We start from the raw sequence: 25,931 nt of genomic DNA, 5'->3' as shown, positions 1-25,931 counted from the left end.
AATGAATGTTATAACAATATAGAAATTAAACCCCGGTTATCCCGGGGTTTTTTTTTGAGTCTTGTATCGATTTTTCGACGCAAAAGAATCTGTTCTTAATGTTCTGTGCTTTTGATTATCTGCCTGATCATATGATGTATGGGGATGGACTATTTTTATGTCACGGTAGACTGTTTGATGCCGTTGATCTGAGTTGCTTTTCTCTTTTGATCCTTATGCATAAAAAAAATAGATAATACACACCTATTTAGTTAAATAATTACTATTTTAATGGTCTGATTTGTATTGCCAAACTAAAAAAAACTGTTACATGAAATCGAAACTGATCTTGTTGTTGTGCATGATCCTTTTTTTCGGGACACACGTTTATTCTCAAACTGAATTCCTGAGGCAGGTCAATACTCAACTCAATCAATATGTTCTAGGAAATGTCCAGGAAAAAGTCTACGTTCAAACGAATTCAAATCAGTATTCGCCTGGCGATACGATCTGGTTTAAAAGCAGCTTGGTAAATGCAATCAATCACAAACCGCTTGGTGTTGAATATTTGTACTATGTCGATTTAATTTCGCCCGACAATAAGCTAATCAGCCATCAAATGTTTTCGCTCGAAAATGGATTTTCAGATGGATCTCTTGCATTGGATCGCGAACTTTCTTCCGGACAGTATAAATTGTTGGCATACACCAACTATATGTTAAATTTCTCCAACGATTTTCTCTTTCAAAAACCCATTCAATTGATTCACAAAACTGAGCTTCAAACCGACTGGGAGTTTAGTTCCAGGGTTATCCCTTTCGCCAATGGCGATTCGGTTTTTATAAAAATGTATGCTCACAGCCTTAATGGACGGGAGTTGAATGAAGACGTTAATGTAATGCTGCAATTAGCTCGTGGCTCAATGCTGGGAGCAACTTGCCCGATTACGAACAATGAAGGCAGTTTTAGTTTTTTTGTGCCCGACTCGCTAAAACTGTCGGTTGCATTGCTGTCAGTTAAGCCAGACGGAAAAGCCGAGATGAGTGAGAAATATAGGATTAAGCTGTCGGCACAAAAACCTGACTTGCAGTTTTTACCTGAAGGAGGCGAATTGGTTGCCGGGCAAGAAAATCTACTGGCTTTTCGGGGTGTTGATGCCGACGGAAATCCGATTGATATTGCAGGTGAATTGATTGACGAAGATGCACAGCTTATTGCTCGGTTTACCAGTGAATATCAAGGTACAGGAAGTCTTAAAATAGTCCCCGAAACAGGGCAGAAATACGTGGCAAAAATCAACTATCGAGATTCCGTTTTTGAGTATGATATTCCCGAGGTTAGAGCGGATGGATACAGTTTACAGCTTACCGAACAAAATCAGGATAGTATCAGTTTTACGGTTTTAAAAAGCGGAAATGGAAGTGTAAATTACTACTTGGTTGGACATTGTAGAGGCAGTATCAAGTTTATGGGACAAGGCATTCTTAAGAATAGTCGACTTGAGTTGAACGTGCCAACGCAGGATTTCCCGGAAGGGATATTAACTTTTACTCTGTTTATCAATCGAATTCCTCGTGCCGAGCGGTTGGTTTATCACGATAGTGGCGACGCCATTCAACTTAAACTGACAAAGGAAATCGTAAATACAAAAAGTAGCGCTTCCATCAATTTTACGTTGCAGGCTAGTCAAAATGATGGAAGCCCGGTGCAAGGAAATTTTTCGGTGTTAGCTTGGAATACCAGCATAGAAAGGTCGCTCGACTCATTGGAAAATATACGTAATTACCTATTGCTTTCGTCCGATTTGCGAGGAGAGGTTTTTACCAATACGGATTTATTTAACTCATCTGATCCTAAACGTGAGCGCAAGCTCGACCTGATGTTGCTTACTTATGGCTGGCGACGCTTTAACTGGATTGATGTTGCCAGTTATATGGGTGAGACTAAACCATATGAGGTGGAGAAAGGAATTTATCTTGATGGAAAAATTTACCGAAAGTTAACGGGCAAGCCTGTTCCCAAAAACTTTGAGGTCAGTATTATTTTGCAAAATAGCAAGATGATGCATGTTGATAAGGCATATACGAACGACAAGGGGCAATTCGGTTTTTACTTGCCTGAATTTGCTGATTCGGCTAGTCTTACAATACAAACGAAGAACCGATGGGCCCAACAAAAAGACTACCTTATCGATCTTAATACAAATTTGGAGCAGCTTCATCTTAATTCAATTGGCTTCGATAAAATTACAAAAGGTAAATCATCGCCTTTGGTGCTAAACTTGCCAGCATCGAAAAAAGTGGTGCAGACTCAAGTTAAAAACCACCCATCAGCTGTAGCTGCAAAACCATCCACTATTCGGAAACCAAGAATTGATAATTATTATTTCCCGGGCAAGGACACCTTTATGATTGAAGAAGTAGAAGCTCGCTCAAAGTTTCTGAACCGGCGCGATTCAATGATTAGTCAAGTTGGCCAGCCAGATGTGGTCATTGAGTCGGCACAGCTGAAAAAACTAACAGAAGAGAAAGCCTGGTATTCCAGCCTCTGGGATCTTTTGTCCGATCAGATTCCTGGCCTTAAAATCAGACAGCAGCCTTATCAGGATCAATTGGCCAAGAATAGCAATTTGGTTATCGGTAATCCGCAGGATATTAAGAATCAAAAAGGAGACACTTTTGCTATGGGGTCACCTGCTGTTTATTTTAATATTCCGGAAAATCCCGATGGCTACTTGTATATTTTTGTGGATGATGACTTTTTGAACAATGGGAATGTTCCGTTATACGATTTTTTGAGTTATATGGATCCTGGAGAAATTGAGTCAATCAATTTTATTGCAAAACCTAAAAATTACGACATCAGTATGTCATTTATGGAAGTTTTTACTGACGTGAGTATTGAACTTGGACGACAAGATTTGGTTGAAGGTTTAGACGAAAGTCCTAATCTATTTCCAAACCAAATGGAATTAATGGAACAAATGCAGAGAACCAGTGCACCGCCATCGTTCTTGTTTATTACAACCAAGTTGAAAGGTGGCGTTTTTTACAAACGAAGCAAAGGGTTGCAAACACTATACTTGAATGGTCTGACTCCCGAGCGAGAGTTTTATGTGCCAAAATACCAGGCCAAAAACAGCTCCGATTTTGCTGTACAATCGCGTAAAACGTTCTATTGGCAACCACAATTGATAACCGATAGCCTGGGAACGGCTCATTTTTCAATCAACTCGAGGCCAGGATTCGAGAGTTTCGCCATACAGGTTCAGGGGATTGATGGCCGGGGGAGGAGTGGATCTTCTACATTCACCTTCGAAAATCAAAATGAATTGAAGGACGTGTTTGCGGAGCCGCTGATTGTGGAAAAAAAGAAGAATATCGCACCAACAAGTGTTAACCGCTATCAGAATCTTCGTTTGTACTCCGGGATTGTTACTGATAAGGAAAGTGGTAATCCAATTTCATTTGCCGATCTTAGTCAATCAAAACCTTATTATCATGAATGTACGAATAGCGAAGGAGAGTTTTTTCTTTCGGCTGATCGCTTGAATGAAACCCGGAAGATCATCGTTTCAAGTCCGGGCTACCAAATGCAAACACTTGTCCTTCCTGCTAAGACTGATTCGATTTGGCGCATTCAGTTAGTTAAATCATCTGTCGTACCGTCAACATCACAAGAGAGGGCATTGTCTATTGTTCGCGAATCCATTCGCAAATCACGTAAATTGTATGCTTCAGAGAAAAGTTTTCAAGGATATAATCGAGAGGCTGTAACCATTGATCAGGATGTTTACGGTATTTACGAAATGGCTTTTAATTACTCTTGTGGAAGGTATCCGGGAGCAGAATCTGCTATTCGCTTTGAAACGGTGAAGTTTAAAAACATGGAGGATAAAACCGGGCATCGGCTGATGATGTTGAAGCCGAATCATCGCAGTACTTTTTATCCATTAAAAGCCGATATTGTTGCCACTTCTCCCGACTTCTGGACTTTGGAGTCGAGTGATAAGATTGACTATGAGCAGATTGGACTTGTGCCGTATGGCGGTGAGTTGTGCTTCAAAATTAAGTTTCAGCAAAAAGACCACCTTGTTTTAGCCCTTCAAAGCGGGATACTTTATATTGGCTCCGAATCAGGAGCTGTGCGTTATGCTGCTTGGTCAACTACACCTGATAAGCGCAAATATCTGAGCTACGTCAATTACCTGCAATCCAATCCAATGGAGTGCGATGTTAATGTAGTTGATGATTATAATGAAGTCAGTTATGGTTTGGTTGATGGAGAACTTCGTTTGCAGGGAACAAATCAGCGGATCGAAATTTTAGTTAATCAGGAAAACGTTTTGCGATTTGACAGCCGGCTATCGGTGGTTGGCGATAGCCAGCGAAATTATAAGGACATCAAAAGTAAAAATGCCGACATGTTGATTAAAGATCAAATGGCCAAACACATGATTGTAAAAGATGCCGAATACCAGATTGAACCGTGGGTAAATCAGGGTATTATAAAACCAGAGCGAAAGTTGATTCACGATGCAGCATTTCTGCATGATATTACGGTGAATGACTGAGGTTGTTCATTTTTTTTTATTGACAATGATCGCTTATTCTGTTGTTGTTGAGCGAGGTGATCCTGTTGTTCTGATTATCGTTCGGAAGCCGTCAGCAAGTGAAATCACTTTCCTATCTTTGCGGCATGAAATCGGATCGTTTTAAGGGATACTTTTTTGCCGCAATTGCTACGGTTACTTTCTCCAGTATTTACATATTTAGTAAAGCTGCTCTAAACGAAGTTCATCTGGCTCAGTTTGGTGTCTATTGGTTCTTCGTTGCATTCGTTTTAAGTGCTACATGGTTGCTTAAAACGGGCGGGCACAGAGCCATTCCCAAATTAGCCAAACGCCAGTGGCGCATTTTGGCTTTGCTTGGTGTGCTCGAAATTCTCACGACAGCGTCGTTCTTTTTATCGATACAGATTATACCCGATCCGGCGGTTACCTCATTCATCGGAAATTTATTTCCGGTTATTCTTACGGTTATGGGCATTGTTTTTTTACACGAGCGTTTCACATGGGTGGAATCGTTTGGTGCTATTTTAGCATTAATCGGAGCTTTTATTATCAGTTACCAAGGCGGAACAACCCTGTCCGACCTTTTTATTCCTGGAGCCGGAATTGTTTTAATCAACTCTTTTTTTGCAGCCACTGCATCAATGGTGGTCAAAGTGAATGTGAAAAAGATGAGTCCCGAGTTGCTGATTACAAACCGGGCGTTGTGGTTGTTTATTTTTTCTGTAGTTATGCTGCTGGTATACAAACAGTCACTTGTTATTCCGGTTAAAGCACTGATTAATATTGCTATTGGTGCTACGCTGGGCCCCTTTTTCGCAGTAATGTTTATTTACTATTCGTTTCGTTATATCGAAGTTTCCAAGTCGAGCGTAGTCCAAAGCCTGAAAGGGGTTTGTGTTTTAATCGCAAGCTTCTTGTATTTTCATACTTTGCCCTTGCCGCATCAACTTGCAGGAGGTATTCTTTCAGTAGTCGGAGTGTTTATTATTTCAGTAAGTAAAGCACGATTATCAAAAAGAGGCAGAATCAAAAATTAGGAGGCTGCAATTCTGATCAATAGTTGTTTATATCTCGGTTGAGAGGTGTGTCTTTTCATCTTCAAACGTAGTTGTCGTTATACTTTTTGAAGTGAAACCAAGTCTTCTAAATTAAAATGGGTAATTTCGAGTATGAATTACTTGGCACATTTGTACCTGTCGGGCGAAGACGAATCAATTATGGTTGGCAACTTTATAGGCGATTATGTAAAGGGAAAGCAATACCAGCAGTTTCCACTGGCTGTTCAAAGGGGTGTCTTGTTGCACCGCCAAATCGATTGGTTTACTGATCGGCATCCATTGGTGAAGGCTTGTGCCAATCGCTTTCGTGCGAATTACGGGCGATATTCAGGTATTGTTACCGACGTTATTTTTGATCATTTTTTGGCAACAAACTGGAAGCGGTATTCTAACGATCCTTTGCGCCAATTTTCCAAACACGTGCATGCTGTTTTGCTGTCAAATTTTTCGATCCTGCCCCTTCGGGTTAAGATGTTCTTACCCTTTCTGATTCAGCATAAACGCCTGGAATCTTATGCTGGTCTGCAAGGAATCTGGCAATCGCTTGCTATTATGGGACGTCGCACCAGTTTGCCTCAGGAAGCTGACTTTGCGATAGAAGTTTTGAAGCAGGATTATGCGTTGATCAAAACTGAATTTGAAGGGTTTTTCGTTGAGCTTATTGAGTTTGTTGAAACAAATTATGAGATTGAGATTGATAAACCTCAAGAATTGTAAACACGAAAACGCCCCCAAAATAGTTAGTGACTTAGTTTTTCTGCCCGGCTGGCATCTAATCGTAAAAAGATAAATAGTAAGATGGTAAATGACCAGAGAGACGAACCTCCATAACTAAAAAATGGCAGGGGAATACCTATAACGGGAGCAAGGCCAATTGTCATTCCCACATTAATGGCTAAGTGAAAGAATATTATACAGGCCACACCATAACCATATACCCGACTAAAGGTTGATCGTTGTCGTTCTGCCAGGTAAATTAGCCGGAGCAGTAAAAGCAGGAATAGCGCAACAACCAGCGTTGTCCCTATAAAACCCCATTCTTCTCCAACGGTGCAGAAGATAAAGTCGGTACTTTGTTCCGGGACAAAATCAAACTTGGTTTGTGTGCCGTTCAAAAATCCTTTCCCGGTCAGACCACCCGAACCAATTGCAATTTTCGATTGATTGACATTATATCCGACGCCCAATGGATCTGATTCTATCCCAAATAGTTCATTAATTCGGCTTTGTTGATGAGGTTCAAGGATATTGTTGAAAACATAATCGACTGAAAACGTAAAAAACGTTAACCCGATGTAGATGGACAAAACAAGAAGCAGATTATAAAGATGTTGTCGAAAAGCAAAAACCGCAAAAATAAGCGATGAAATGATTGTTGCATAAAGTAGCCACTGTACCGAAGGTATTCCTGTTTTAAACAGACTTCCTCCAAAGATAAAGGCAGCTGCCAGACTCGAGAAAATACCTGCTACTTTTAGTGTTTCGATAGGTTTTTGTCGCATAAAGTAGTGCAGAAATAATGCTGCAATACTTAAAATGATAATAGTATGCAATGGCGAAAGAACCAGTGTGAAAATGAACACCAGTGCAATAACTAGTCCGATAAAAAGGATCGATCCGGAGAGCCCTTCGCGAAACAATACCAGTAAAAAGACACTGATAACCAGTGCCGACCCGGTGTCATTTTGTAAGAATATGAGCACGACTGGCATGAGCAAGATAAGCCCGATTGTAAGGTAGGACTTAAGCTTATGCATTTTGAAATTGTATGTGCTCAGGTATTTTGCAAGCGCAAGAGCAGTCGTAAATTTAACAAATTCAGCCGGTTGTATGGCTACACCTCCAAGCTGAAACCACGAAGTTGCTCCTTTTACTTTGGTACCAAAAATGAGCACGGCAATAAGCAGTAGAATGGTAATCCCATAGAAAGCGTAGGCGAAAAACACATAGAACTTACTGTCGATTATAATTAATGTGAACCCAATAACGAGTGCTGCTGTAATCCAAATAAGCTGCTTCCCATACCGTTGGCTCATGTCCAAAATACTACTGTGCTCATCATTATAAACAGCGGCATAAATGCTAATCCAACCCAATAATACCAGAATCAGGTAGATTCCAATTGTCATCCAGTCCAAGCTTGCCCATATGTTATTTCTTCTTGCCACCTTATTATTTGGGTTGAAATGAGTTTAATAAATTCGCTTCATGCATCCGGGTTTCTATTGAAATCCGGCGTGGAGCAATGCTGTCATTTAAGTATTTTTCAATGATCAGACTGGCAATGGGGGCCGCATAACGAGCACCCCACACTCCATTTTCAACATACACCGAAATAGCTATTTGAGGATTTTCCTTTGGAGCAAATGCGATGAATACGGAGTGGTCAGAACCGTGTGGATTCTGAACTGTTCCTGTTTTTCCACAAATAATTATACTGTCGAGCTTGGAATAATATCGGGTGTTACTTTCTTCGATAACGGCTTGCATCCCTTCTATTACCACTTCAAAATGCTCCGGATCGATCGTTGTTACATGGCGTTCAAAATTTAGCTCTTTGGGTTCATTTTCAATGCTCCATACCGATTTTACAAAATGAGGGGTAATGTAATATCCCCGATTGGCAATTGTGGCAGCCATATTGGCCAGTTGAAAGGGCGTAATCAGAAGTTCTCCCTGCCCAATAGCCATCGAACGGATAGTTAGTCCATTCCAGTGGCCTTCGCCATAATAATGGTTGTAATACCCAACTTCCGGGATATTTCCGGGTAGCTCATTGCTCAGTTCCGTTCCGAGTCGTTGGCTCAGTCCACAGCTTATCAAATGTTCTCTCCATACTTTGTATCCTTCATCAGCACGCGGATATTTCCGAACAATTGAGTTAAAGGTATTCCAGAAAAATGGATTGCAGGATTCCCGAATTGCATTACGAACACTAATTGGTGAAATGTGATTGTGTGTACACCGAATTGGCCGGGACAACGGACCATTGCAACTAAATTGGGTTTGCAGGTTAATTGTATTTTCCTGAAGTGCAATTAAAGCATTAAACAGTTTAAAGGTTGATCCGGGAGGATAGGCAGCTCGGATGGCCCGGTTAAAAATAGGTTTGAGTGTGTCTTGTGCCAGTTTTTGATAATTCGTACCACGTGCCCGACCTACCAGTAATGAAGGATCGTAGGTTGGGGCACTCAAAAATGCCAATACTTCTCCGGTGGCCGGCTCAATGGCGACAACACTCCCTTTTTTATTGTCCATCAGATACTCTGCATAAGCTTGCAGATCAGCATCCAATGTTGTGACTAAGTTTTTACCAAGCACTGCTAAAGTATCACTTTTACCATCTCTGTAATTTCCTTTGGGCCGGTTGTGTACATCAACGAGTTGAAAATTAACCCCTTTCTGTCCGCGTAGTTCTTCTTCATAAGCTTTTTCAAGTCCGGTAATTCCAATGTAGTCTCCTTGTGTGTAATAAGGGTCTTCTTGAATCTTCGAACGGTTTACTTCTCCAACGTATCCAAGGACGTGACCTGCTGTTTTTTCCGGATATTCTCTCAGTGTACGTGTTTGAACGAAAAAGCCCGGAAATCGAAAAAGCTTTTCCTGAAGCACCGCATAGCTTTCAGGCGAAAGTTGCTTGATGATCACCGATGGTTTATAACGAGAATAGTTTTTTGCTTTGTCCAGGCCGGCAATCAGTTCTTCTTTTTGTATTTCTAAGATCTCACAAAATGCAGTTGTATCAAAAGCTGACACTTCGCGTGGGGTTACCAATAAGTCGTACGAGGCTTTATTGTAAACCAATAAATCTCCGTTTCGGTCGTAAATTAATCCGCGTGCCGGATAGGTCACTACTCGGCGAAGTACATTTCGTGTTGCGTATTGTTTGTAGTCGTTGTTTACAACCTGAAGACGAAATAAGCGCACAAAGAAGACCAATGCGACCAAAATAAAAATGGCTCCAATTAGGTATTTTCGTTTTGAATAATTGTCCACGATGCTTACTCCTTAAAAATCAAAAACTGACTGATGACAATCAATATTACTGTAAACACAGTACTTAACAAACTTCTGGTTAACGTGTGTAAAAAGCCGCTCATTGAGAAAATTTCAATAAAGAATAGAAAAAGGTGATGAGCCAATACTAAAATGATGGTATAACGCAAAAACCAGCCAAATCCCATTGTTTTTAATCGAGGTGGAATACTTACCTCAATTGAATCACGAGAAGAAATGAGTGATATTGTGTACGGTCTTACAAAGGCCATAAAGGTTGCAGCAGAAGCGTGCATCCCCGGCGTATTACTGAAAATATCGACCAATAACCCAATCAGAAAACCCAGCAAAAGCAATAAATAACGGGGCGTTTCAAAGGGTAGCAGCAAGATGAAAAGAACGTACATATACGGATTGACATACCCGCTAAATTGAATATTATTGAGGAGCAGTACTTGCAAAAGAACCAGCACCACTAACATACTTGTATATTTCAGAAGATCGCTAATCATTGTTATTCAATATCTCCAGCTTTTCTTGTTCTTTGATGTGTTTGTTTTTAACCAGTTCAACATTCGAAATGGTTTTGAAGTTGCTTGATAGCTTGACTTTGATTTGATAAAAGTTGGCTCCGCTATTGTGGTTGAAATCATCGATTACTCCCAGTAAAATACCTTCAGGAAAAATGGAAGAATAGCCACTTGTTATAATTGTATCGCCTTTCGCCAGTTCAACATGAAAAGGGATTTCATTCAACTGAGCATATTGATAGTCGGAGCCATCCCAGGATAATGACCCAAAATAGGCATTCTTCTTAATTTTTGCTGAAACCCGCCAACGTTTGTTTAGTAGGCTGGGGCCCGAGCTATAATGATCGGTCACGTTGGTGACAACCCCCACAACGCCTCTCGGACCAATAATCCCCATGTCGGGCTCAATGCCATCCAATGCTCCTTTGTTGATGGTTAGGTAGTTGTATTGTTTGTTTACCGAGTTGTTAATGACCCGGGCAGGAATAAACTGGTAAGTGGTGTCTTTCCTGGTTGTGTCAAGACTACCGAAAATTTCGGCTACTTGCAGTTTTTGGAGCTTTGTACGCAGCCTTGCATTTTCGTTTGCTAGTTCCTCGTTTTCTTTCCGAAGTTTGAAATACGCAGTAAAATCATCGGTCGTTTTATAAATCGAAGCCGATATCCGGTTGCTTGAATTCAGAAATTTGACTCGTTGGAAATTATTGTAATTAACAATCAGTATCATTGAGACAACTTCGAGTGCCAAAAACAAAAATAAAAAAGAATTTCGAGCAAGAAATTGGAGCAAACTTCTCATTAAGCAGCAAAGTTTTGTTTTGCTCCTCCCTACCTGGTATTACCTGATCAGGAAAGAGAATTTATCAACATTTTTAAGCGCAATACCTGTTCCCCGGGCAACTGCTCTCAGTGGATCTTCAGCAACGTGAAATGGGATATTAATTTTTTCCGTCAATCGTTTGTCCAGTCCACGAAGAAGGGCTCCACCACCGGCCAGGTAAATTCCTTTTGAAACAATGTCAGAATACAGTTCCGGAGGGGTTTGTTCTAATGCACTCAGGATTGCGGTTTCAATTTTCGAAATTGATTTTTCCAAGCAGTGTGAAATTTCCTGATAAGAAACCGGAACTTCAATAGGCAGTGCTGTCATTTGGTTTGGCCCTTGAATGATGTAATCATTTGGCGGTTCTTCCAGTTGAGATAATGCCGACCCTACGTGGATTTTGATTTCTTCAGCTGTTCGTTCGCCAATTTTAATATTGTGTTGATGACGCATGTACTCCATAATGTCTGCAGTCAGGTCATCGCCAGCAATACGAATTGACTTGTTGGTGACAATTCCGCCCAACGATATCACCGCAATCTCGGTTGTTCCACCGCCGATATCGACAATCATACTACCTTCTGGAGCTTCAACATCCAATCCAATACCGATGGCAGCAGCCATGGGTTCATAAATCATGTAAACTTCACGTCCGCCCGCATGCTCCGAAGAGTCACGTACCGCACGAATTTCAACCTCCGTAGAGCCTGAAGGAATACATACGACCATTTTTAAGGCAGGCGAGAATAACCGGGATTTTGGATTGATCATTTTGATCATGCCCCTAATCATCTGCTCCGCTGCATTAAAGTCGGCAATTACTCCATCGCGCAATGGCCTGATCGTTTTCAGGTTGGCGTGTGTTTTTCCCTGCATCTGGCGAGCTTTCTCACCGATTGCAACGAGCTTTTCTGTTTTCAGGTCAATCGTTACAATCGATGGTTCGTCAACCACAATCTTATCATTTTGAATGATAATTGTATTAGCCGTTCCAAGGTCAATCGCAATTTCCTGAGTTAAAAATGAAAACAATCCCATAATTTATTCTCCTAGCTGTATCTTAATTTCTGCTAATAGCAGATTTTTGTATTAATGTTTAAAGTGTCGTCTGCCGGTAAACAACATGGCAATACCAAATTCATCGCATGCATCAATCACTTCGTCATCTCTGATGCTACCTCCCGGCTCAACAATGTATTTCACACCATACTCGTTGGCAGCTTCAATGCTGTCTCTGAAAGGGAAGAAGGCATCCGAAATTACAACAGACTCTTCAATCTTGATTCCTTCTTTCATGTCAAAACGGGGCATGGTTAACTGACGCATACTGTCTAGTCGGTTGGGTTGCCCCATACCGGCACCAGTTAGCCAGAAAGAACCATCTGAATTCTCGGTGACTACTGCGATCGCATTACTTTTCAAATGTTTACACGCTGTAATACCAAACTTGGCAAGATTTAATTTATTGTCATCAAATTTAATTTTTGTGACATTTTTAAATTCGCTATCCATGCCTTCGTCTTCATCCTGAACCAGCATTCCACCACTAATTGAGCGGTATAGTTTTTCTCCCGTGGTTTCTGCTTTCACAGGAGTTACCAGTAACCGAAGATTTTTCTTTTTACTAAATATTTCGAGTGCTTCGGGGGTAAACTCCGGAGCAATAATAATTTCCACAAATTTTTTCCCAAACCACGAGGCCACTTCCGCTGTCACGGTATCGGTGAAACAAATGATCGATCCAAAGGCACTAATCGGATCGCCTGCCCAGGCCAAATCCAACGATTTCAGAATGTCGTCGGTTACGGCCAATCCGCAAGGATTTAAGTGCTTGATAACTGAAACAGCAACTTTTGTATCGATATGGGTGGTGGCATGATAAGCATCGCTGGCTGACTTCCAGGCAGCATCGGCATCCAGCATGTTGTTGTACGAAAGTGCTTTGCCTTGTAACACTTCAGCATTGGCTAACGTTGTTTTACTTTCAGTATTGTTGAATTTGTAAAAGGTTGCCGACTGATGTGAGTTTTCACCATAACGAAGTACCTGTCCATTGTTCAGACTCACCCGGTTTGTTTCGGTAATTCCTTCGTTAAAATAATTAAAAATAGCCGAATCGTAGTGCGACGAAGTGGCAAAAGCTTTACGCGCAAATGCTTTGCGGTCATCAATTGAGCTTTCACCATTTTTCTCATCCAGCAGTAGGTTGAGATCATCGTATTGATCGCGCGATGAAACAATGATTACATCGTTAAAATTTTTAGCTGCGGCACGAATTAACGCAATACCGCCAATATCTATTTTTTCAATAATATCTTGTTCTGAAGCTCCCGAGGCTACAGTTTCTTCAAACGGGTATAAATCAACAATAACTAAATCAATTTCCGGAATTTCATAATCGGTAATTTGTTGTTGGTCACCTTCGTTATCGCGTCGGTTCAAAATACCACCAAACACTTTTGGGTGAAGTGTTTTCACACGACCACCCAGGATGGATGGATAGCTGGTTAAATCTTCTACCGGAATAACGTCAGTTCCTAAACTTTCAATAAACGATTGGGTTCCTCCTGTTGAATAAATATTCACACCAAGCTTATCCAGTTTCTTTACAATAGAATCTAGTTTATCTTTATGGTAAACGGAGATTAGTGCCGATTTAATCTTTTTTAAATCCTTCATTTATAGTCTTTTGAAATTGATGCACAAAGATAATAAAATCGACTGATTTTCCTTTCTGAAAAGTAGGTGAATTCAGTATTTTATTGTCAAAAGATACAAACAAGTTTTCAGTATCGGATTACTGTTTCTTAAAACTTTTTCAGATCGTGGAATTTATAATTTGCTATGGTTCATATTTCATTCGGAAGGAATATTTCTATCTTTATTGATCTAAACTAAAATGATGCTTCTGTTCCGATTAATCTTTGAGAGCTTTTCGTTTGCCGGTGATTCCATGCGTGCCAATAAATTGCGTACTTTTTTGTCGCTTTTAGGAATTACCATTGGCATTTTTGCCATCATTTCGGTTTTTACAATAATCGATTCTCTTGAAAACTATATTCGCAGTAACCTCAATGCCTTGGGTAGTAATATGGTCTATATTCAGAAATGGCCATGGACACCTCCCGAAGGAGAAAACGAATATCCTTGGTGGAAATATCAGAACCGGCCATTTCCGAAACTCGAGGAGGCGGAGACAATCGTTCGAAATTCGCAGTATAGTGAATATGCCGTTTTTCTTTTTGGATTTAGCTCGACTGTTGAATTTGGAAATAGTAGTGTTGAACGTACCGAGGTGTTGGCAACAACATCTGATTTAATAGGTACCTGGAGCCTGGATATTGATCGGGGGAGATATTTTACTGATTCGGAGATGCGTTCGGGGGCACCGATGGCGGTTGTAGGCAGCGAAATCGTTAAGCTACTGTTTAAGGAAGACAACCCGGTTGGAAAAGAAATTAAAGTTAACGGGCACCGAATGTTGGTGATTGGTACGTACAAAAAGCAAGGTTCGAGTATGGTTGGCACAAGCATGGACAAGCGGGTTCATATTCCGGTAACGTATGCGAGTAATCTGGTTGATTTTAAAACCCGTGAACGAGGACAGACGATTAATGTAAAGGCGAAGCCTGGTGCCAGTCGGGGAGAGTTTACAGCCGAATTGGAAGGTATTATGCGATCGCTGCATCGCTTGAAACCGATGGAGGAAAATGACTTTGCCATTAATGAGATGCATACCATTAGTGACCGTTTTGAGCCTGTTTTTAAAGTGATTAATGTTGCCGGCTGGATCATCGGTGGCTTTAGCATTGTTGTAGGCGGCTTTGGAATTGCCAATATTATGTTTGTGTCGGTAAAGGAACGTACGCGGCTTATTGGTATTCAGAAAGCCTTGGGGGCCAAAAAATATTTCATTCTGTTGCAGTTTATCTTTGAGGCGGTTTTCCTGTCACTCATGGGTGGAGCTGTTGGCTTGTTCTTGATTTTTATAGGAACAAGTATTTTTAGCTACGTGTCGGATATGACGATTGCGATGAATGCAGGTAATGTTATCACCGGTTTTATGATTTCTGCGGTCATCGGGGTTTTATCCGGCTTTTTCCCGGCACTGATTGCTTCCCGGCTCGATCCGGTTAAAGCAATGGGAGCGGTTTGATGTTGGAATGTGGTTTGATCTTTACTCAGCGGGTTTTTAAAGACAATCGTTTTGCAACGTTAGGGTTTATTAAGTCAAAAAAAATTAAGTTATTACACTCCTAAAAATAAAATATGCAACCAATTGATGAATTAGACGAAAAGTTTGGTCTTGAAGGAGAGGTCGGTTTCATGGAAATTGAAGGCGAGCTACCGTTTATTAGTATATCAAATAAATACGCTCAGGCTGATATTTGCCTGTATGGCGCCCATGCGATGAGCTTCATTCCTCACAATAATATGGATTTTCTTTGGATGAGCCCCGACAGTTTCATGCAGGAAGGAAAGGCCATCCGTGGAGGAATTCCGGTTTGCTTTCCCTGGTTCGGTCCTCATCAGTCAGATTCCCAGCAGCCCCAGCACGGTTTTGGACGACTGATGTTTTGGGATGTTGTAGAAACTCAGGCATTGCCGAATGGCGAAACCCTTATTCGGATGCAACTTCAGTCATCGGATGCTACCAAAGCTTACTGGCCTCATGATTTTTTAGCTGAAATGATTTTTACGATTGGGAAAAAACTGACAGCCACACTCAAAGTGACCAATACTTCGACTGCGTCATTTGAATACGGGTGTGCACTGCATACGTATTATACGATATCAGCTATTGGAAACATCCAGATGGAAGGGTTGGAAGGATTAAGCTACTACAACCAGCTGACCGGGGAAGATGGTCGGCAAAACGAAAAGCTGTTAACGGTCAATGAGCCGCTTACCCGTCATTATCTCAATACCGAAACGCCGGTTGTAATTAATGATCCGGCTTTTCGTCGCCGTATTGTTGTTGAAAAGTCAGGCAGTAAAGTCACTACCGTTTGGAACCCGGGCAAAGAAGCCACATCAGGTATTGCCGATATTCCTGATGATGGCTATGAAGCTTTTGTTTGCGTGGAAGCCACCAATGCGTTTGATTATACCGTTCAACTGACACCTGGCGCAAGCTACGAAACCTCGGCTATTCTTGGATTGGAAGAATAGTGATCGTGCAGGATTTATCGTTGTTGTGTGCACCTTTCCGCTCATGGCTGTGGGTAGCTGACCTGCTCCTGCGCGATTTTGTACTTGCCACGCGTACATAGGGGATAAGCTTTCGGCCCTTGGGGATTGCTCCAATTACCTTGGGGATCATGTTTCGCCCTTAGGGGATAAGCTCTCGCCCCTTGGGGATCATCCTTTTCCCCTTGTGACTTATCGTGCGTCCCTTGGGGATAAGCTTGCGCCCCAAAGGGATTGCTCCTGGTCCCTTGGGGATCGTGTCTCGCCCCTTGGGGATTGCTCCTGGTACCTTGGGGATAAGCTTTCGTCCTTTGGGGATTGCTCCTGTTACCTTGGGGATCATGTCTCGCCCTTTGGGGAAAACAATATGTTCCTTGGTGATCGGGTCTCGTCCCTGGGGGATGACCTTTCCTGAAATAGCTTAGGTCGTTTTAGTGGTTCCCAAATGAAGCAGAGCATCTCCCTGGTAAACAATAGGAGCATGGTTTAGTCCGAGTATATGGCCGCTTTCCGGCATTTTTACCCGATGTATGAATTTTCCATACGGATCAGAAATGCTACCGATGATTTCTCCTTTTTCAACACTCGCCCCATCTTTGATGTCGAAACGGAACAGGCCTCCGTGGCGAGCTCGAACCCAGCTAGAACTTTCTATAATAACAGATTCGCTCATGGGCAAAGCTTCGATCTCTTCAGTAAAGTCTCGCATGCCCAGGTGGGTCATGGTTTTCATCACTCCACGAACGCCACGCAAGGTTATTCGTTTGTGGAAATCGAGCGATTTTCCGCCTTCAAAAAGCAGTACTTTTTTTCCGGCCAGGGAAGCTGCCTGTCTGAACGACTTTTCGCGATTGGGGGCATAAACAATAAAGCGGGGGTTGAAAATCTTCGCCAGCTCTAGTAGCTCCTGATCTCCTCTGTTAATTCGAATTTGTGAGCTGTTGAACCGATTGGCGCCTCCTGTATGAAAATCGATGCAGTAATCGATGTGTGGCAAAATGTTGTTCATTAGGTGGTATGCAAAAATACTTGCCAGCGAACCGGTTTTAGATCCAGGAAAAACCCTGTTGAGATCTTTTCCATCGGGGAATTCCCGGGTTTGGCTCAGGAATCCAAACACATTTAACACGGGAATGCAAATAACAGTACCTCGTTTGGGTTTATTGATTTTTTTTGAAATTAGTTCACGAATAATCTCAATACCATTTACTTCGTTTCCATGGATACCCGCATTCAATAAGAGTACAGGCCCGTCTTCTCTGGCCCGTTCAACAATCACTGGAACTTCAACTTTTGCCCGGGTGTGCAGACGAGCAATATCTAAATTCAGGATGGTTTGTTTTCCCGGTTTAATTTCGGTTCCCAGGATTTTCATTGGTTTGTTTTGTCTCATACTTAAATACCCTTAAATATTGCGCTCAACATATCGGATGATGTTTCTGGCAATATCCTTTTCGGTGGCAGCTTCAATTCCTTCAAGTCCTGGTGATGAGTTGACTTCGAGAATTAAAGGTCCGTGGTTTGATTGTAGCATGTCAACTCCGGCAACACCCAATCCCATCACCCGGGCGGCTTTCAGTGCTGCATTTTCTTCATCTTCGCTAAGCTCAATTATTTCAGCCGATCCGCCACGGTGCAGGTTCGATCGGAATTCTCCTTTTTTGCCCTGACGCTTCATGGCGCCAACAACAACTCCATCAACAACAAATGCACGAATGTCGGCTCCTTTTGACTCTTTGATGTACTCCTGAACAATAACACGGGCTTTTAGTCCATTGAAAGCTTCGATGACTGATTCGGCTGCATTGTCGGTTTCGGCAAGTACAACTCCCAGTCCCTGGGTTCCTTCCAGCACTTTAATAACAACAGGCGTTCCGCCCACGCTTTGAATGATGTCTTTTACATTGCGCGAATAGTTCGTAAAAACCGTTTTAGGAAGTCCTAAACCAGCACGGCTTAATATTTGGAGGCTGCGCAGTTTGTCGCGCGAACGCACCAGGGCCTGACTTTCAATTGCGGTAAAAACTTTCATCATTTCAAACTGGCGAACGACAGCCGTTCCATAAAAGGTGACCGAGGCACCAATTCGGGGAATAACGGCGTCAACATTTTCCAGTTTGCTGCCTTTGTAATAAACTGAAGGCTTTTTCTTTTCAATAAACAGGTCGCACTTGGAGTGGTCAACAACGAGAACCTCGTGGCCTCTTTGTTCGCCTGCGTCAACCAATCGTTTTGTAGAATATAATTGAGGATTTCTTGATAATACAACTAATTTCATGGTGTTTGATTTTTTATTTAAGTGTTGGCACGAGGATTTCTCTTCATGTAATTTTCTGGTGTCTGAATTTACGAATAGGCTTGTTGTCTGTTTTTCTCTCAGTAAGTTACAAATTTTATTTTTCCTTTTTGTGAGAGGTTCGTTAATGAACTGTCAACAACAAATCGTTTCGATAAAAATTTTCGTCCCAACAAAACAGGGAATTTCATGGTTCCACGCTCTGTTAAAGTCAGGTCAATCGGAAATGTTTTTTCAAAGAGCCTTATTTCTGTTGAAATAGAATAGCGTTCTTCCATATGCCCGTTTGAGCTTTTTACCTTTTTTAAAACGAAGGTTTCAAAGATAAATTCTTTGTCGTGGTATTTGTCATGTTCCGGATCTAAAAAATAACACTTCAGTTTTTCAACTCCATCAACTTTGATCAATTCAATATTGTGGCAATGAAAACTAGATGTGTAAGCACCCGAATCGGTCTTCACTTCAATCCCCTCAAGATTTAAAAGAGGAAAGCTGGCAATGTCCTCCCGCCCGATGACGATTTTGGATTTTGTCATTTTAAATGATATTGAAAAATAGTTTAGCGATCATCATGTACATAATCAGTCCCAGGATGTCGTTCATGGTCGTAATAAAAGGTCCGGTGGCAAGAGCCGGGTCTATTTTTAGTTTGTTTAAAACAAGTGGGATTGTTGTTCCAAACAGGGAGGCAAAAACAATAACGATGAATAAAGAGATACTTACAGCCCAGGTTAGGTTCATGCTATCGCCGAAGAAAAAATTATAACTAAAAATAAGGCTTGAAAATACAAAAGCGGTGATTAGTCCGACTGCCAGTTCTTTCAGGAGTTTTTTTCCAAAAGAGTCGAAGTCGCGTGCCCCGCTGGCGATAGTCTGCACAACAATAGAAGATGATTGTACCCCCACATTTCCGGCCATGGCAGCAATAAGTGGAATGAAAAAGGCGATGCCTTTAATTTCAGCCAAGGCTGTTTCGTTTGCTCCTAAAACACGCGCTCCTAGTATTCCACCAATCAATCCAATAAGCAGCCATGGCAGCCGGGCTTTTGTTAAATTCCAGACACGGTCTCCCGATTCGACATCGCCGGTGATACCCGAAACCATTTGGTAGTCGCGTTCGGCTTCTTCGCGAATAACGTCAACCACATCGTCAATGGTGATTCGTCCTTTTAGTCGCCCAATATGGTCAACAACCGGCACGGCCACCAAGTCAAAACGTTCCATCATTTGCGCAACTTCTTCCTGCGAAGCATCAGTTTTCACAGAATGTATTTCATCTTCAACCAGATTTTTAATTTTTGATTGGGTTGAATTTAAAATCAATTTTTTCAACGAAAGAATGCCTTTCAAAAACTCTCCATCGTCAACAACATATACATAGTATATTTCGTCAATGTCTTCAGCTTGCTTCGATATTTCTTTTAACGAAGTTTGAACCGTCCAGTTTTCGTTTACTTTAATCAGCTCTTTAGCCATCAATCCACCGGCCGATTCGTCATCGTATTCTAGCAGGTCGGCAATGTCTCCGGCTTGTTCCTTGTCCTCGATCTCCTGGAGAACGGCCTCCTTCATATCGTCTTCCAGATCACCCACAACATCGGCCGCATCATCCGAGTCCATGTATTCGATAAATTGCCGGGCAATCAGTTCGGGGGGTAGAACTTTCAGGAATCGCCTTCGTTCGTTTTCGGGAATTTCAACCAGTACATCAGAAGCCTTCTCTCCATCCAGTTGTAGGTAGAGGTATTTGGCCTCGTCCATGCTCAACTCATCCATAAGCTCAGCAATCTCGGTTGGGTGAAGGCCTTCAAGTTTGGACAGAATAGCTTCGGAGGCTTCGTGTTCAATAAGGTCTTTCAGCTCGTCGATAAATTCTCGATTCAGTTCAAATTGCATGGCTGCTTTTTTAAGACTGATCTTGGATCAGCCTGGTTAAACGTTCAAAATCATTAACACTTAACTGCTCGGGACGTTTAGAAAAAATTGGATCGTGCTTTAGTTCTTCGTCGCGGAGAAATGATTTTACGGAGTTGCGAAGCGTTTTTCGACGTTGGTTAAATCCGGCTTTTACCAATTGGAAGAAAAGTTTTTCATCACAATCCAGTTGCTGCCTGTTGTTTCGTTTTAACCGGATAACGGCCGATTTTACTTTGGGTGGAGGGATGAATACATTTTCGTCTACCGTGAACAGGTATTCAATATCATAAAAAGCCTGTAAAAAAACACTTAAAATTCCATAGACTTTACTACCCGGACCTCTGGCAATTCGTTCGGCTACTTCTTTCTGAAGCATGCCGACTACCTCCGGTATCAGATCCCGGTACTCCAAAACTTTAAAAAAGATTTGCGATGAAATGTTGTAGGGGAAATTTCCAATGATGGCAAAAGGCTCCTGATAATATTCCGTTAGATTCAGTTTTAAAAAATCCCTTGAAATAATCCGGTCTTTCAATTCCGGGAAATGTACTTTCAGGTAATCAACTGACTCGCGATCAATTTCGACAACTGTTGTTTGATAAGTTTTTTTCTGAAGCAGAAACTGGGTGAGCACGCCCATGCCCGGACCGATTTCTAAAACCTGCTTGATATCTTCTGCCTGAAGGCTTTCAACTATGTTTTGGGCAATATTTTTGTCTTTTAAAAAATGCTGTCCTAAATTCTTTTTTGCTCTGACATTACCCATTATTAATTGCTGTTGTATATGATATGATATTAGATATGTTGTTAAAAATCGAGGTGATTTAAAACAAATATATATTTTTGTCTGCGAAACTTGCCTTTTCACGAGGCGTGCAAAATTAGTAAAGTACTTAATAAAAAGAAGAAGTGACGCGAAAACGATTCTAAAAATAGCGTTATTTCAATAATTAACAAGTTTGATTTGAAACAGAAAATAGTTAAGACCCTTAAGTTTCTTGCCTTTTTAGCCTTGGGTATTCTTTTATTTTGGCTGGTGTACAAAGATCAGGATGTTGACCGATTGAAGTCCGTGTTGAAAAATGATGTCAACTATTGGTGGGTCTGGCTATCTTTATTTTTTGGCTTGCTTAGTCACATCAGTCGCACGATGCGCTGGAACTTGATGATTGAACCGCTCGGTAAAAAACCTCGCCTGCTGAATACCTTTTTAGCTGTAATGGTTGGTTACTTGATGAACTTGGTTTTCCCGCGGATGGGAGAAATTTCACGTTGTGGTGTTTTGGCTCGGTACGAGAAAATGTCGTTCACCCAGTTGATCGGCACGGTGGTTGTCGAGCGCATTATTGACGTAATTATGCTGTTGATACTAACATTTATCGTGATTGTTGGTCAGTTTGGTCAGGTTATCCAGTTTTTGGAGAACAACCCGGACGTCAAAGAGAAGCTGAATAGTGTAGCCTTGTCGCCCTGGGCTGTTTTGTCGGTTATATCCGTGATTATTGTACTTTATTTGATGCGTAATAAATTATTAAGATCCTCTCTTTTTGAGAAGGTGCGTGGCATTCTTATTAAATTTGCCGAAGGCGTAAAGTCGATCAAAGCAATGAGAAATAAGTGGGCTTTTATCGCACACTCCATCTTCATTTGGGGGATGTATTACCTGATGCTTTATGTGGTCTTCTTTTCCTTCGACTTCACTTCGCATCTATCAATGATAGCTGGATTAACAACCTTTGTTTTAGGAAGCTATGGCATGGTTGCTCCCGTGCAAGGCGGAATTGGAGCCTGGCATTTCATGGTCGTTCAAGCGCTGATGGTTTATGGAATCGACAAAGCTGATGGGATGGTTTTTGCCTTATTGGCACACACTTCTATGACAGCGATGATGATTATTGTAGGGCTGATTTCTCTGCTTGTTTTGCCATTCATCAATCGGACAAAGGAATAAAATAGCTGCCCTTTCATATGCATCGAGCTTGAAGTATTTCTCAGAATACTGTTTGTTTCAAATAATCTTTCGTGAAGTCGTTGACTGCCGCGGCAAATTGTTAAATTTGACATGTGTTGTGGCAGTTCACCCGTTTTTAATCGATTGATTTGTAAATGTTGACTAGCTTTTAGTTTTAGATGAATACTGAATTATTTATAGCGCGCAGATTATTTTCCTCAAAAGATAGCGACCAAAGACTTTCCCGGCGTATTGTTCGTCTGGCAGTGGCAGGCATTAGTCTGGGCATGGTGGTTATGATTTTATCCGTGGCTATTGTAACCGGTTTTCAACGAGAAGTTGAAAGTAAAGTCAACGGATTTGCAGCGCATTTGCAGCTGGTGAATTATGACAGCAATATGTCGTATCAAACCGAATCAATTAATAAACAACAGCCTTTTTTAAACGAACTGAAAGCAATGCCTTTTGTGGATCATGTGCAGCAATATGCTACTAAGCCGGGCATGATTAAAACAGAGGAAGATATCCAAGGCGTAGTATTAAAAGGTGTAGCTGCTGATTTTGACTGGCGTTTTTTTGAGAGTAATAAAGTTGTCGGACAGCAAATCGAATTAGATTCGTTGAGAACAAACCAGGTTTGGATTTCGGAACAGCTTTCCAATTTACTGAAGTTGAAGTTAGGTGACTCATTCCGAATGTATTTTCTGAATCAAAATGAAAAAGTTCCCCGTATTCGTCAGTTCGACGTTGGCGGAGTTTATCGAACCGGCCTGGAAGAGTTTGACCGCATGTTTGTGCTGATTGATATTCGACATATTCAGCGGCTGAATTCGTGGGATGAGAATCAGATAAGCGGGTACGAGATTTATATCAGAAATATGGATGAAGTTGACCAGGCGGAGTATGCTGTTCGAAACTTGGTCTTAGCTAATATGAATGATGATGATTCGTTGTTGCGGGTTGTTAATGTCAAACGTAAATTTCCCTATATTTTTGATTGGCTCAACCTGTTGGACATGAATGTTTGGATTATTTTGGTGTTGATGATATTAGTTGCCGGTTTTAATATGGTGTCCGGTTTGTTGGTCATTATTTTAGAGCGGACTCAGATGATTGGTGTGCTCAAATCGCTTGGGGCAGCCAATGTGAATGTACGGAAAGTTTTCCTGTATTTTTCTGCTTTTTTGATTGGAGAGGGTTTACTTTGGGGAAATATTCTGGGTATTGTTTTGGGCTTGCTTCAGCATTATTTTGAAATAATTCATCTCGACCCAACCTCTTATTACGTCGATACCGTTCCTGTAAATATTTCGGTTTTACACATTGTGCTATTGAACGTTGGCGCGCTGGTGATTACCCTTTTCATGCTGATTGGGCCATCCTATTTTGTAAGCCGGATTTCGCCGGAGAAGACGGTTCGGTTTGAATAGTTGATTTGATTTACACTTTTTTGAATCTATCGTCAGCGGATCATGAATTGATAAATTGGAGATTGTCAAAACTTTTTTCAAGCTTAAATGATTATTATAAATTTAGATGTACACTAATTTCATACAACATATTGAGCAATTGCTTCAGGCTGATTTGCCGGGAGAAAAGGCACACCAGAAGATGTTGCCTCCGGGGCGAAAACTGAAAATGACTTTTGAAGAGTCTCATGAAATTAAGTACAGCAGCGTGCTGTTGTTGTTGTTTCCGTATAAAGAGAAAATTTATACCTGTTTAACTCAACGCAATCCGAATATGAAGCATCATCCGGGACAGATTAGTTTCCCGGGAGGAAAGATTGAAGTAGGCGAAAGTCCCGAATTGACGGCTATTCGGGAGGCGCAGGAAGAGGTCGGAATATCTCCGGCAGATGTTCGTTTATTGGGGATGTTGTCGGAGTTACACATTCCGGTAAGTGGTTATTCTATTTTCCCTTATGTTGGGTGGATGGATTATAAGCCTGACTTTGTACTTAATAAAGATGAAGCGGAAAAGTTGATCCTGTTTCCACTGCAAGATTTTGTTCAGAATGAGAAAATCAGTTTCACAGAGATGAATACCATTCGCGGAAGATTAACCGTGCCTTATTATCCATTTGAAGGATACGAAGTTTGGGGAGCTACGGCCATGATCTTGTCCGAATTCTTAGAGCTCGCAAAAAAAGGCCGTTTTACTTTTCAATAATGTTCTTGTAGTCTCGATAAGTTGTTAGTACCCGATTTACGTAATTATACGGTTCTTCGCCGCGACAATATCCCCATCGAACAACCGGATCTTTGTAATATTTTGAGGCTGATTTATTGAGCAGAAAAAAATCGACATTGTCATCCCAAATCGTCGGATCTTTGTCATATTTCTCTGCTAGTCGTTGGGCGTCTTTAATATGTCCAAGACCTACATTATATGAGGCTAATACAAATTTAACCCGTTGCACAGAGTCTGGAACCTCTGGTTTTAGATTTTTGTCAAGCCATTTCAGTAGTCGTACTCCAACTTTAATATTTTGAATCGGTTCTTCATATTCATTTATTCGGAACAAGTCAGCAGATTCCGGCATAATTTGCATCAGCCCATAGGCTCCTGCCCATGATTCAGCATGAGGGTCAAATCTGGATTCCCGATAAATAATAGCCGCCAGCAATCGCCAGTCTAGATTTGCTTTGTCTGCAGCTTCCTTAATCAGGTCATCAAACGGTGAAATTTGGCCACCACCAATCGAGTGGTACGTGCTGTTTACCATCGTTCGTGAGCGAATATTTTCAAAATACTTGTCGTAGAGAATGGCGTAGGTGACCGTATTTTTAAAATTTCGTATCCAGGTATTCAGGTATTTGAGCCATTCGCCTGCGTCGTTTCGTACTGCCCAAGCTATATTTTGAGGAAAGCTAATTGGTGTTTTAATGTCGAGGTTTGGGTAGTATGTTTGATTCACTTTTGCTACATTTTCATCGCTTACGGTAAAGTCAATATCTCCTTTGGCGACCATGGCAATCAACTGCTCAACACCATAAATTGAATCTTCAACAATTGTAATTTCTTCCCCAATTTCGTCTGAAAGATTGACCAGTCGTCGATAGTATGCGGTGTTCTTTTGAACGTGTATTTTTTTTTGGGCTAAATCTAGCTGGTTTCTGATGAGCGAATCTTCAATTGCTGCTCGGGTCATTCGCTGCCAGTTTTCCGGCTTTCGTTGCACAAGCACTTGCCGGGTTTGCTCCAGCGGCTCTGTAAACTGAATGGTTTCATTCCTTCTTTTTGTTACTGTCAGGTTTTTAGCTACCAGGTCGTATTTTTTCTTATTCAGCCCATCAAAAGTTTCCTTAAGGTTATTGCTCACCGATATTTCCAGCTCCAGTCCCATATCGTCAGCAAGGTGTTGTAGTAGCTCATATTTGAATCCCATTGGCTTCCCCCGGTAAACGAAGTAATTGGTGGAATTATAATCGACAACAGCTTTCAGACGACCTGAATTCATGATGCGGGAAAGCTCGCTGTTTTTGAGAGATGCTTTTTCTTTTTTCTTTCCAGAGTCAGAACTACACGCAAAGAAAATAAGGATTGCGATGAATGATAAAACTTGGATGTAGATCTTTTTATTTCTCATGCAATAAATAAAAGTTGCCAAACTAA

Annotated in this window: 21 protein-coding genes; 8 read left to right on the top strand and 13 right to left on the bottom strand. The window is 41.4% G+C overall.

Annotation, left to right across the window (positions count from 1 at the left end; translation table 11 throughout):
* The first annotated feature begins 310 nt into the window (after nt 1-310).
* The 3 genes from GR929_RS07510 (at nt 311) to GR929_RS07500 (ending at nt 6,327) form a co-directional block, all read left to right on the top strand.
* Complete coding sequence (locus GR929_RS07510; RefSeq protein ID WP_159518425.1) at nt 311-4,552, top strand: collagen binding domain-containing protein; 4,242 nt, start codon at nt 311-313, stop codon at nt 4,550-4,552.
* 125 nt (nt 4,553-4,677) lie between these two features.
* Nucleotides 4,678-5,589 (top strand): DMT family transporter, encoded by a 912-nt coding sequence (locus GR929_RS07505; RefSeq protein ID WP_159518423.1) that lies wholly within the window; start codon nt 4,678-4,680, stop codon nt 5,587-5,589.
* A 132-nt stretch (nt 5,590-5,721) separates the two neighbouring features.
* Complete coding sequence (locus GR929_RS07500; protein ID WP_159518421.1) at nt 5,722-6,327, top strand: acyl carrier protein phosphodiesterase; 606 nt, start codon at nt 5,722-5,724, stop codon at nt 6,325-6,327.
* 23 nt (nt 6,328-6,350) lie between these two features.
* Here GR929_RS07500 and rodA read toward each other — a convergent pair whose 3' ends face one another.
* The 6 genes from rodA to purH are packed head-to-tail and all read right to left on the bottom strand — an operon-like array spanning nt 6,351 to nt 13,638.
* Nucleotides 6,351-7,739: a rod shape-determining protein RodA gene (gene rodA, locus GR929_RS07495; RefSeq protein ID WP_159518419.1), complete on the bottom strand. Its 1,389-nt coding sequence runs from the start codon at nt 7,737-7,739 to the stop codon at nt 6,351-6,353.
* 43 nt (nt 7,740-7,782) lie between these two features.
* On the bottom strand, nt 7,783-9,606 hold the full coding sequence (gene mrdA / locus GR929_RS07490) for a penicillin-binding protein 2 (protein ID WP_159518417.1): 1,824 nt from the start codon (nt 9,604-9,606) through the stop codon (nt 7,783-7,785).
* Between the two features lie 5 nt (nt 9,607-9,611).
* Nucleotides 9,612-10,118 carry a rod shape-determining protein MreD gene (gene mreD / locus GR929_RS07485; protein WP_159518415.1) on the bottom strand — a complete coding sequence of 169 codons (507 nt, stop codon included), beginning with the start codon at nt 10,116-10,118 and terminating at the stop codon, nt 9,612-9,614.
* Nucleotides 10,111-10,935 carry a rod shape-determining protein MreC gene (gene mreC / locus GR929_RS07480; RefSeq protein WP_159518413.1) on the bottom strand — a complete coding sequence of 275 codons (825 nt, stop codon included), beginning with the start codon at nt 10,933-10,935 and terminating at the stop codon, nt 10,111-10,113. The genes mreD and mreC overlap by 8 nt, the downstream gene beginning before the upstream one ends.
* Before the next feature lie 39 nt (nt 10,936-10,974).
* Nucleotides 10,975-11,997, bottom strand: a complete 1,023-nt coding sequence (locus GR929_RS07475) for a rod shape-determining protein (protein WP_159518411.1) — start codon at nt 11,995-11,997, stop codon at nt 10,975-10,977.
* A gap of 51 nt (nt 11,998-12,048) precedes the next feature.
* Complete coding sequence (gene purH, locus GR929_RS07470; RefSeq protein ID WP_159518409.1) at nt 12,049-13,638, bottom strand: bifunctional phosphoribosylaminoimidazolecarboxamide formyltransferase/IMP cyclohydrolase; 1,590 nt, start codon at nt 13,636-13,638, stop codon at nt 12,049-12,051.
* A gap of 220 nt (nt 13,639-13,858) precedes the next feature.
* Here purH and GR929_RS07465 point away from each other — a divergent pair, with 220 nt between their 5' ends.
* Both GR929_RS07465 and GR929_RS07460 read left to right on the top strand, forming a co-directional pair.
* The gene (locus GR929_RS07465) at nt 13,859-15,115 is read left to right on the top strand and encodes an ABC transporter permease (protein ID WP_159518407.1); all 1,257 of its coding nucleotides are present in this window, start codon (nt 13,859-13,861) and stop codon (nt 15,113-15,115) included.
* A gap of 113 nt (nt 15,116-15,228) precedes the next feature.
* Entirely contained in the window at nt 15,229-16,131 is a 903-nt protein-coding gene (locus tag GR929_RS07460; protein ID WP_159518405.1) for a D-hexose-6-phosphate mutarotase, read from the top strand.
* Between the two features lie 160 nt (nt 16,132-16,291).
* Here the strand turns inward: GR929_RS07460 and GR929_RS07455 are convergent, their stop codons facing one another.
* The 6 genes from GR929_RS07455 to rsmA all read right to left on the bottom strand — a co-directional run bounded on the left by GR929_RS07455 (nt 16,292) and on the right by rsmA (nt 21,128).
* The gene (locus tag GR929_RS07455; RefSeq protein ID WP_159518403.1) at nt 16,292-16,492 is read right to left on the bottom strand and encodes a hypothetical protein; all 201 of its coding nucleotides are present in this window, start codon (nt 16,490-16,492) and stop codon (nt 16,292-16,294) included.
* 78 nt (nt 16,493-16,570) lie between these two features.
* Complete coding sequence (locus GR929_RS07450; protein ID WP_159518401.1) at nt 16,571-17,542, bottom strand: succinylglutamate desuccinylase/aspartoacylase family protein; 972 nt, start codon at nt 17,540-17,542, stop codon at nt 16,571-16,573.
* Nucleotides 17,543-17,554: 12 nt separating this feature from the next.
* Entirely contained in the window at nt 17,555-18,427 is an 873-nt protein-coding gene (gene rimK / locus GR929_RS07445) for a 30S ribosomal protein S6--L-glutamate ligase (protein WP_159518398.1), read from the bottom strand.
* Nucleotides 18,428-18,525: 98 nt separating this feature from the next.
* Nucleotides 18,526-18,981, bottom strand: a complete 456-nt coding sequence (locus tag GR929_RS07440; protein WP_159518396.1) for an ATP-dependent zinc protease family protein — start codon at nt 18,979-18,981, stop codon at nt 18,526-18,528.
* A gap of 1 nt (nt 18,982) precedes the next feature.
* Complete coding sequence (gene mgtE, locus GR929_RS07435; protein WP_159518394.1) at nt 18,983-20,341, bottom strand: magnesium transporter; 1,359 nt, start codon at nt 20,339-20,341, stop codon at nt 18,983-18,985.
* A 10-nt stretch (nt 20,342-20,351) separates the two neighbouring features.
* Complete coding sequence (gene rsmA, locus GR929_RS07430) at nt 20,352-21,128, bottom strand: 16S rRNA (adenine(1518)-N(6)/adenine(1519)-N(6))-dimethyltransferase RsmA (protein WP_159518392.1); 777 nt, start codon at nt 21,126-21,128, stop codon at nt 20,352-20,354.
* Between the two features lie 198 nt (nt 21,129-21,326).
* Here rsmA and GR929_RS07425 point away from each other — a divergent pair, with 198 nt between their 5' ends.
* The 3 genes from GR929_RS07425 (at nt 21,327) to GR929_RS07415 (ending at nt 24,485) form a co-directional block, all read left to right on the top strand.
* Nucleotides 21,327-22,313, top strand: coding sequence for a lysylphosphatidylglycerol synthase transmembrane domain-containing protein (locus GR929_RS07425; RefSeq protein ID WP_159518391.1), 987 nt, complete (start codon nt 21,327-21,329; stop codon nt 22,311-22,313).
* Nucleotides 22,314-22,492: 179 nt separating this feature from the next.
* A complete protein-coding gene (locus GR929_RS07420) occupies nt 22,493-23,743 on the top strand; it encodes an ABC transporter permease (RefSeq protein WP_159518389.1) in 1,251 nt (416 codons plus the stop codon).
* Between the two features lie 106 nt (nt 23,744-23,849).
* Nucleotides 23,850-24,485 carry an NUDIX hydrolase gene (locus GR929_RS07415; protein WP_159518387.1) on the top strand — a complete coding sequence of 212 codons (636 nt, stop codon included), beginning with the start codon at nt 23,850-23,852 and terminating at the stop codon, nt 24,483-24,485.
* Here the strand turns inward: GR929_RS07415 and GR929_RS07410 are convergent.
* Entirely contained in the window at nt 24,472-25,905 is a 1,434-nt protein-coding gene (locus tag GR929_RS07410) for an MltF family protein (protein ID WP_159518385.1), read from the bottom strand. The genes GR929_RS07415 and GR929_RS07410 overlap by 14 nt on opposite strands.
* Nucleotides 25,906-25,931: the final 26 nt, after the last annotated feature.

The organism is Sunxiuqinia indica (assembly GCF_009847015.1).
Taxonomy (GTDB): Bacteria; Bacteroidota; Bacteroidia; order Bacteroidales; family Prolixibacteraceae; genus Sunxiuqinia; species Sunxiuqinia indica.
The sequence above is the reverse complement of the archived record's forward strand: the minus strand, read 5'-3'. Positions and strand labels throughout refer to the sequence as shown.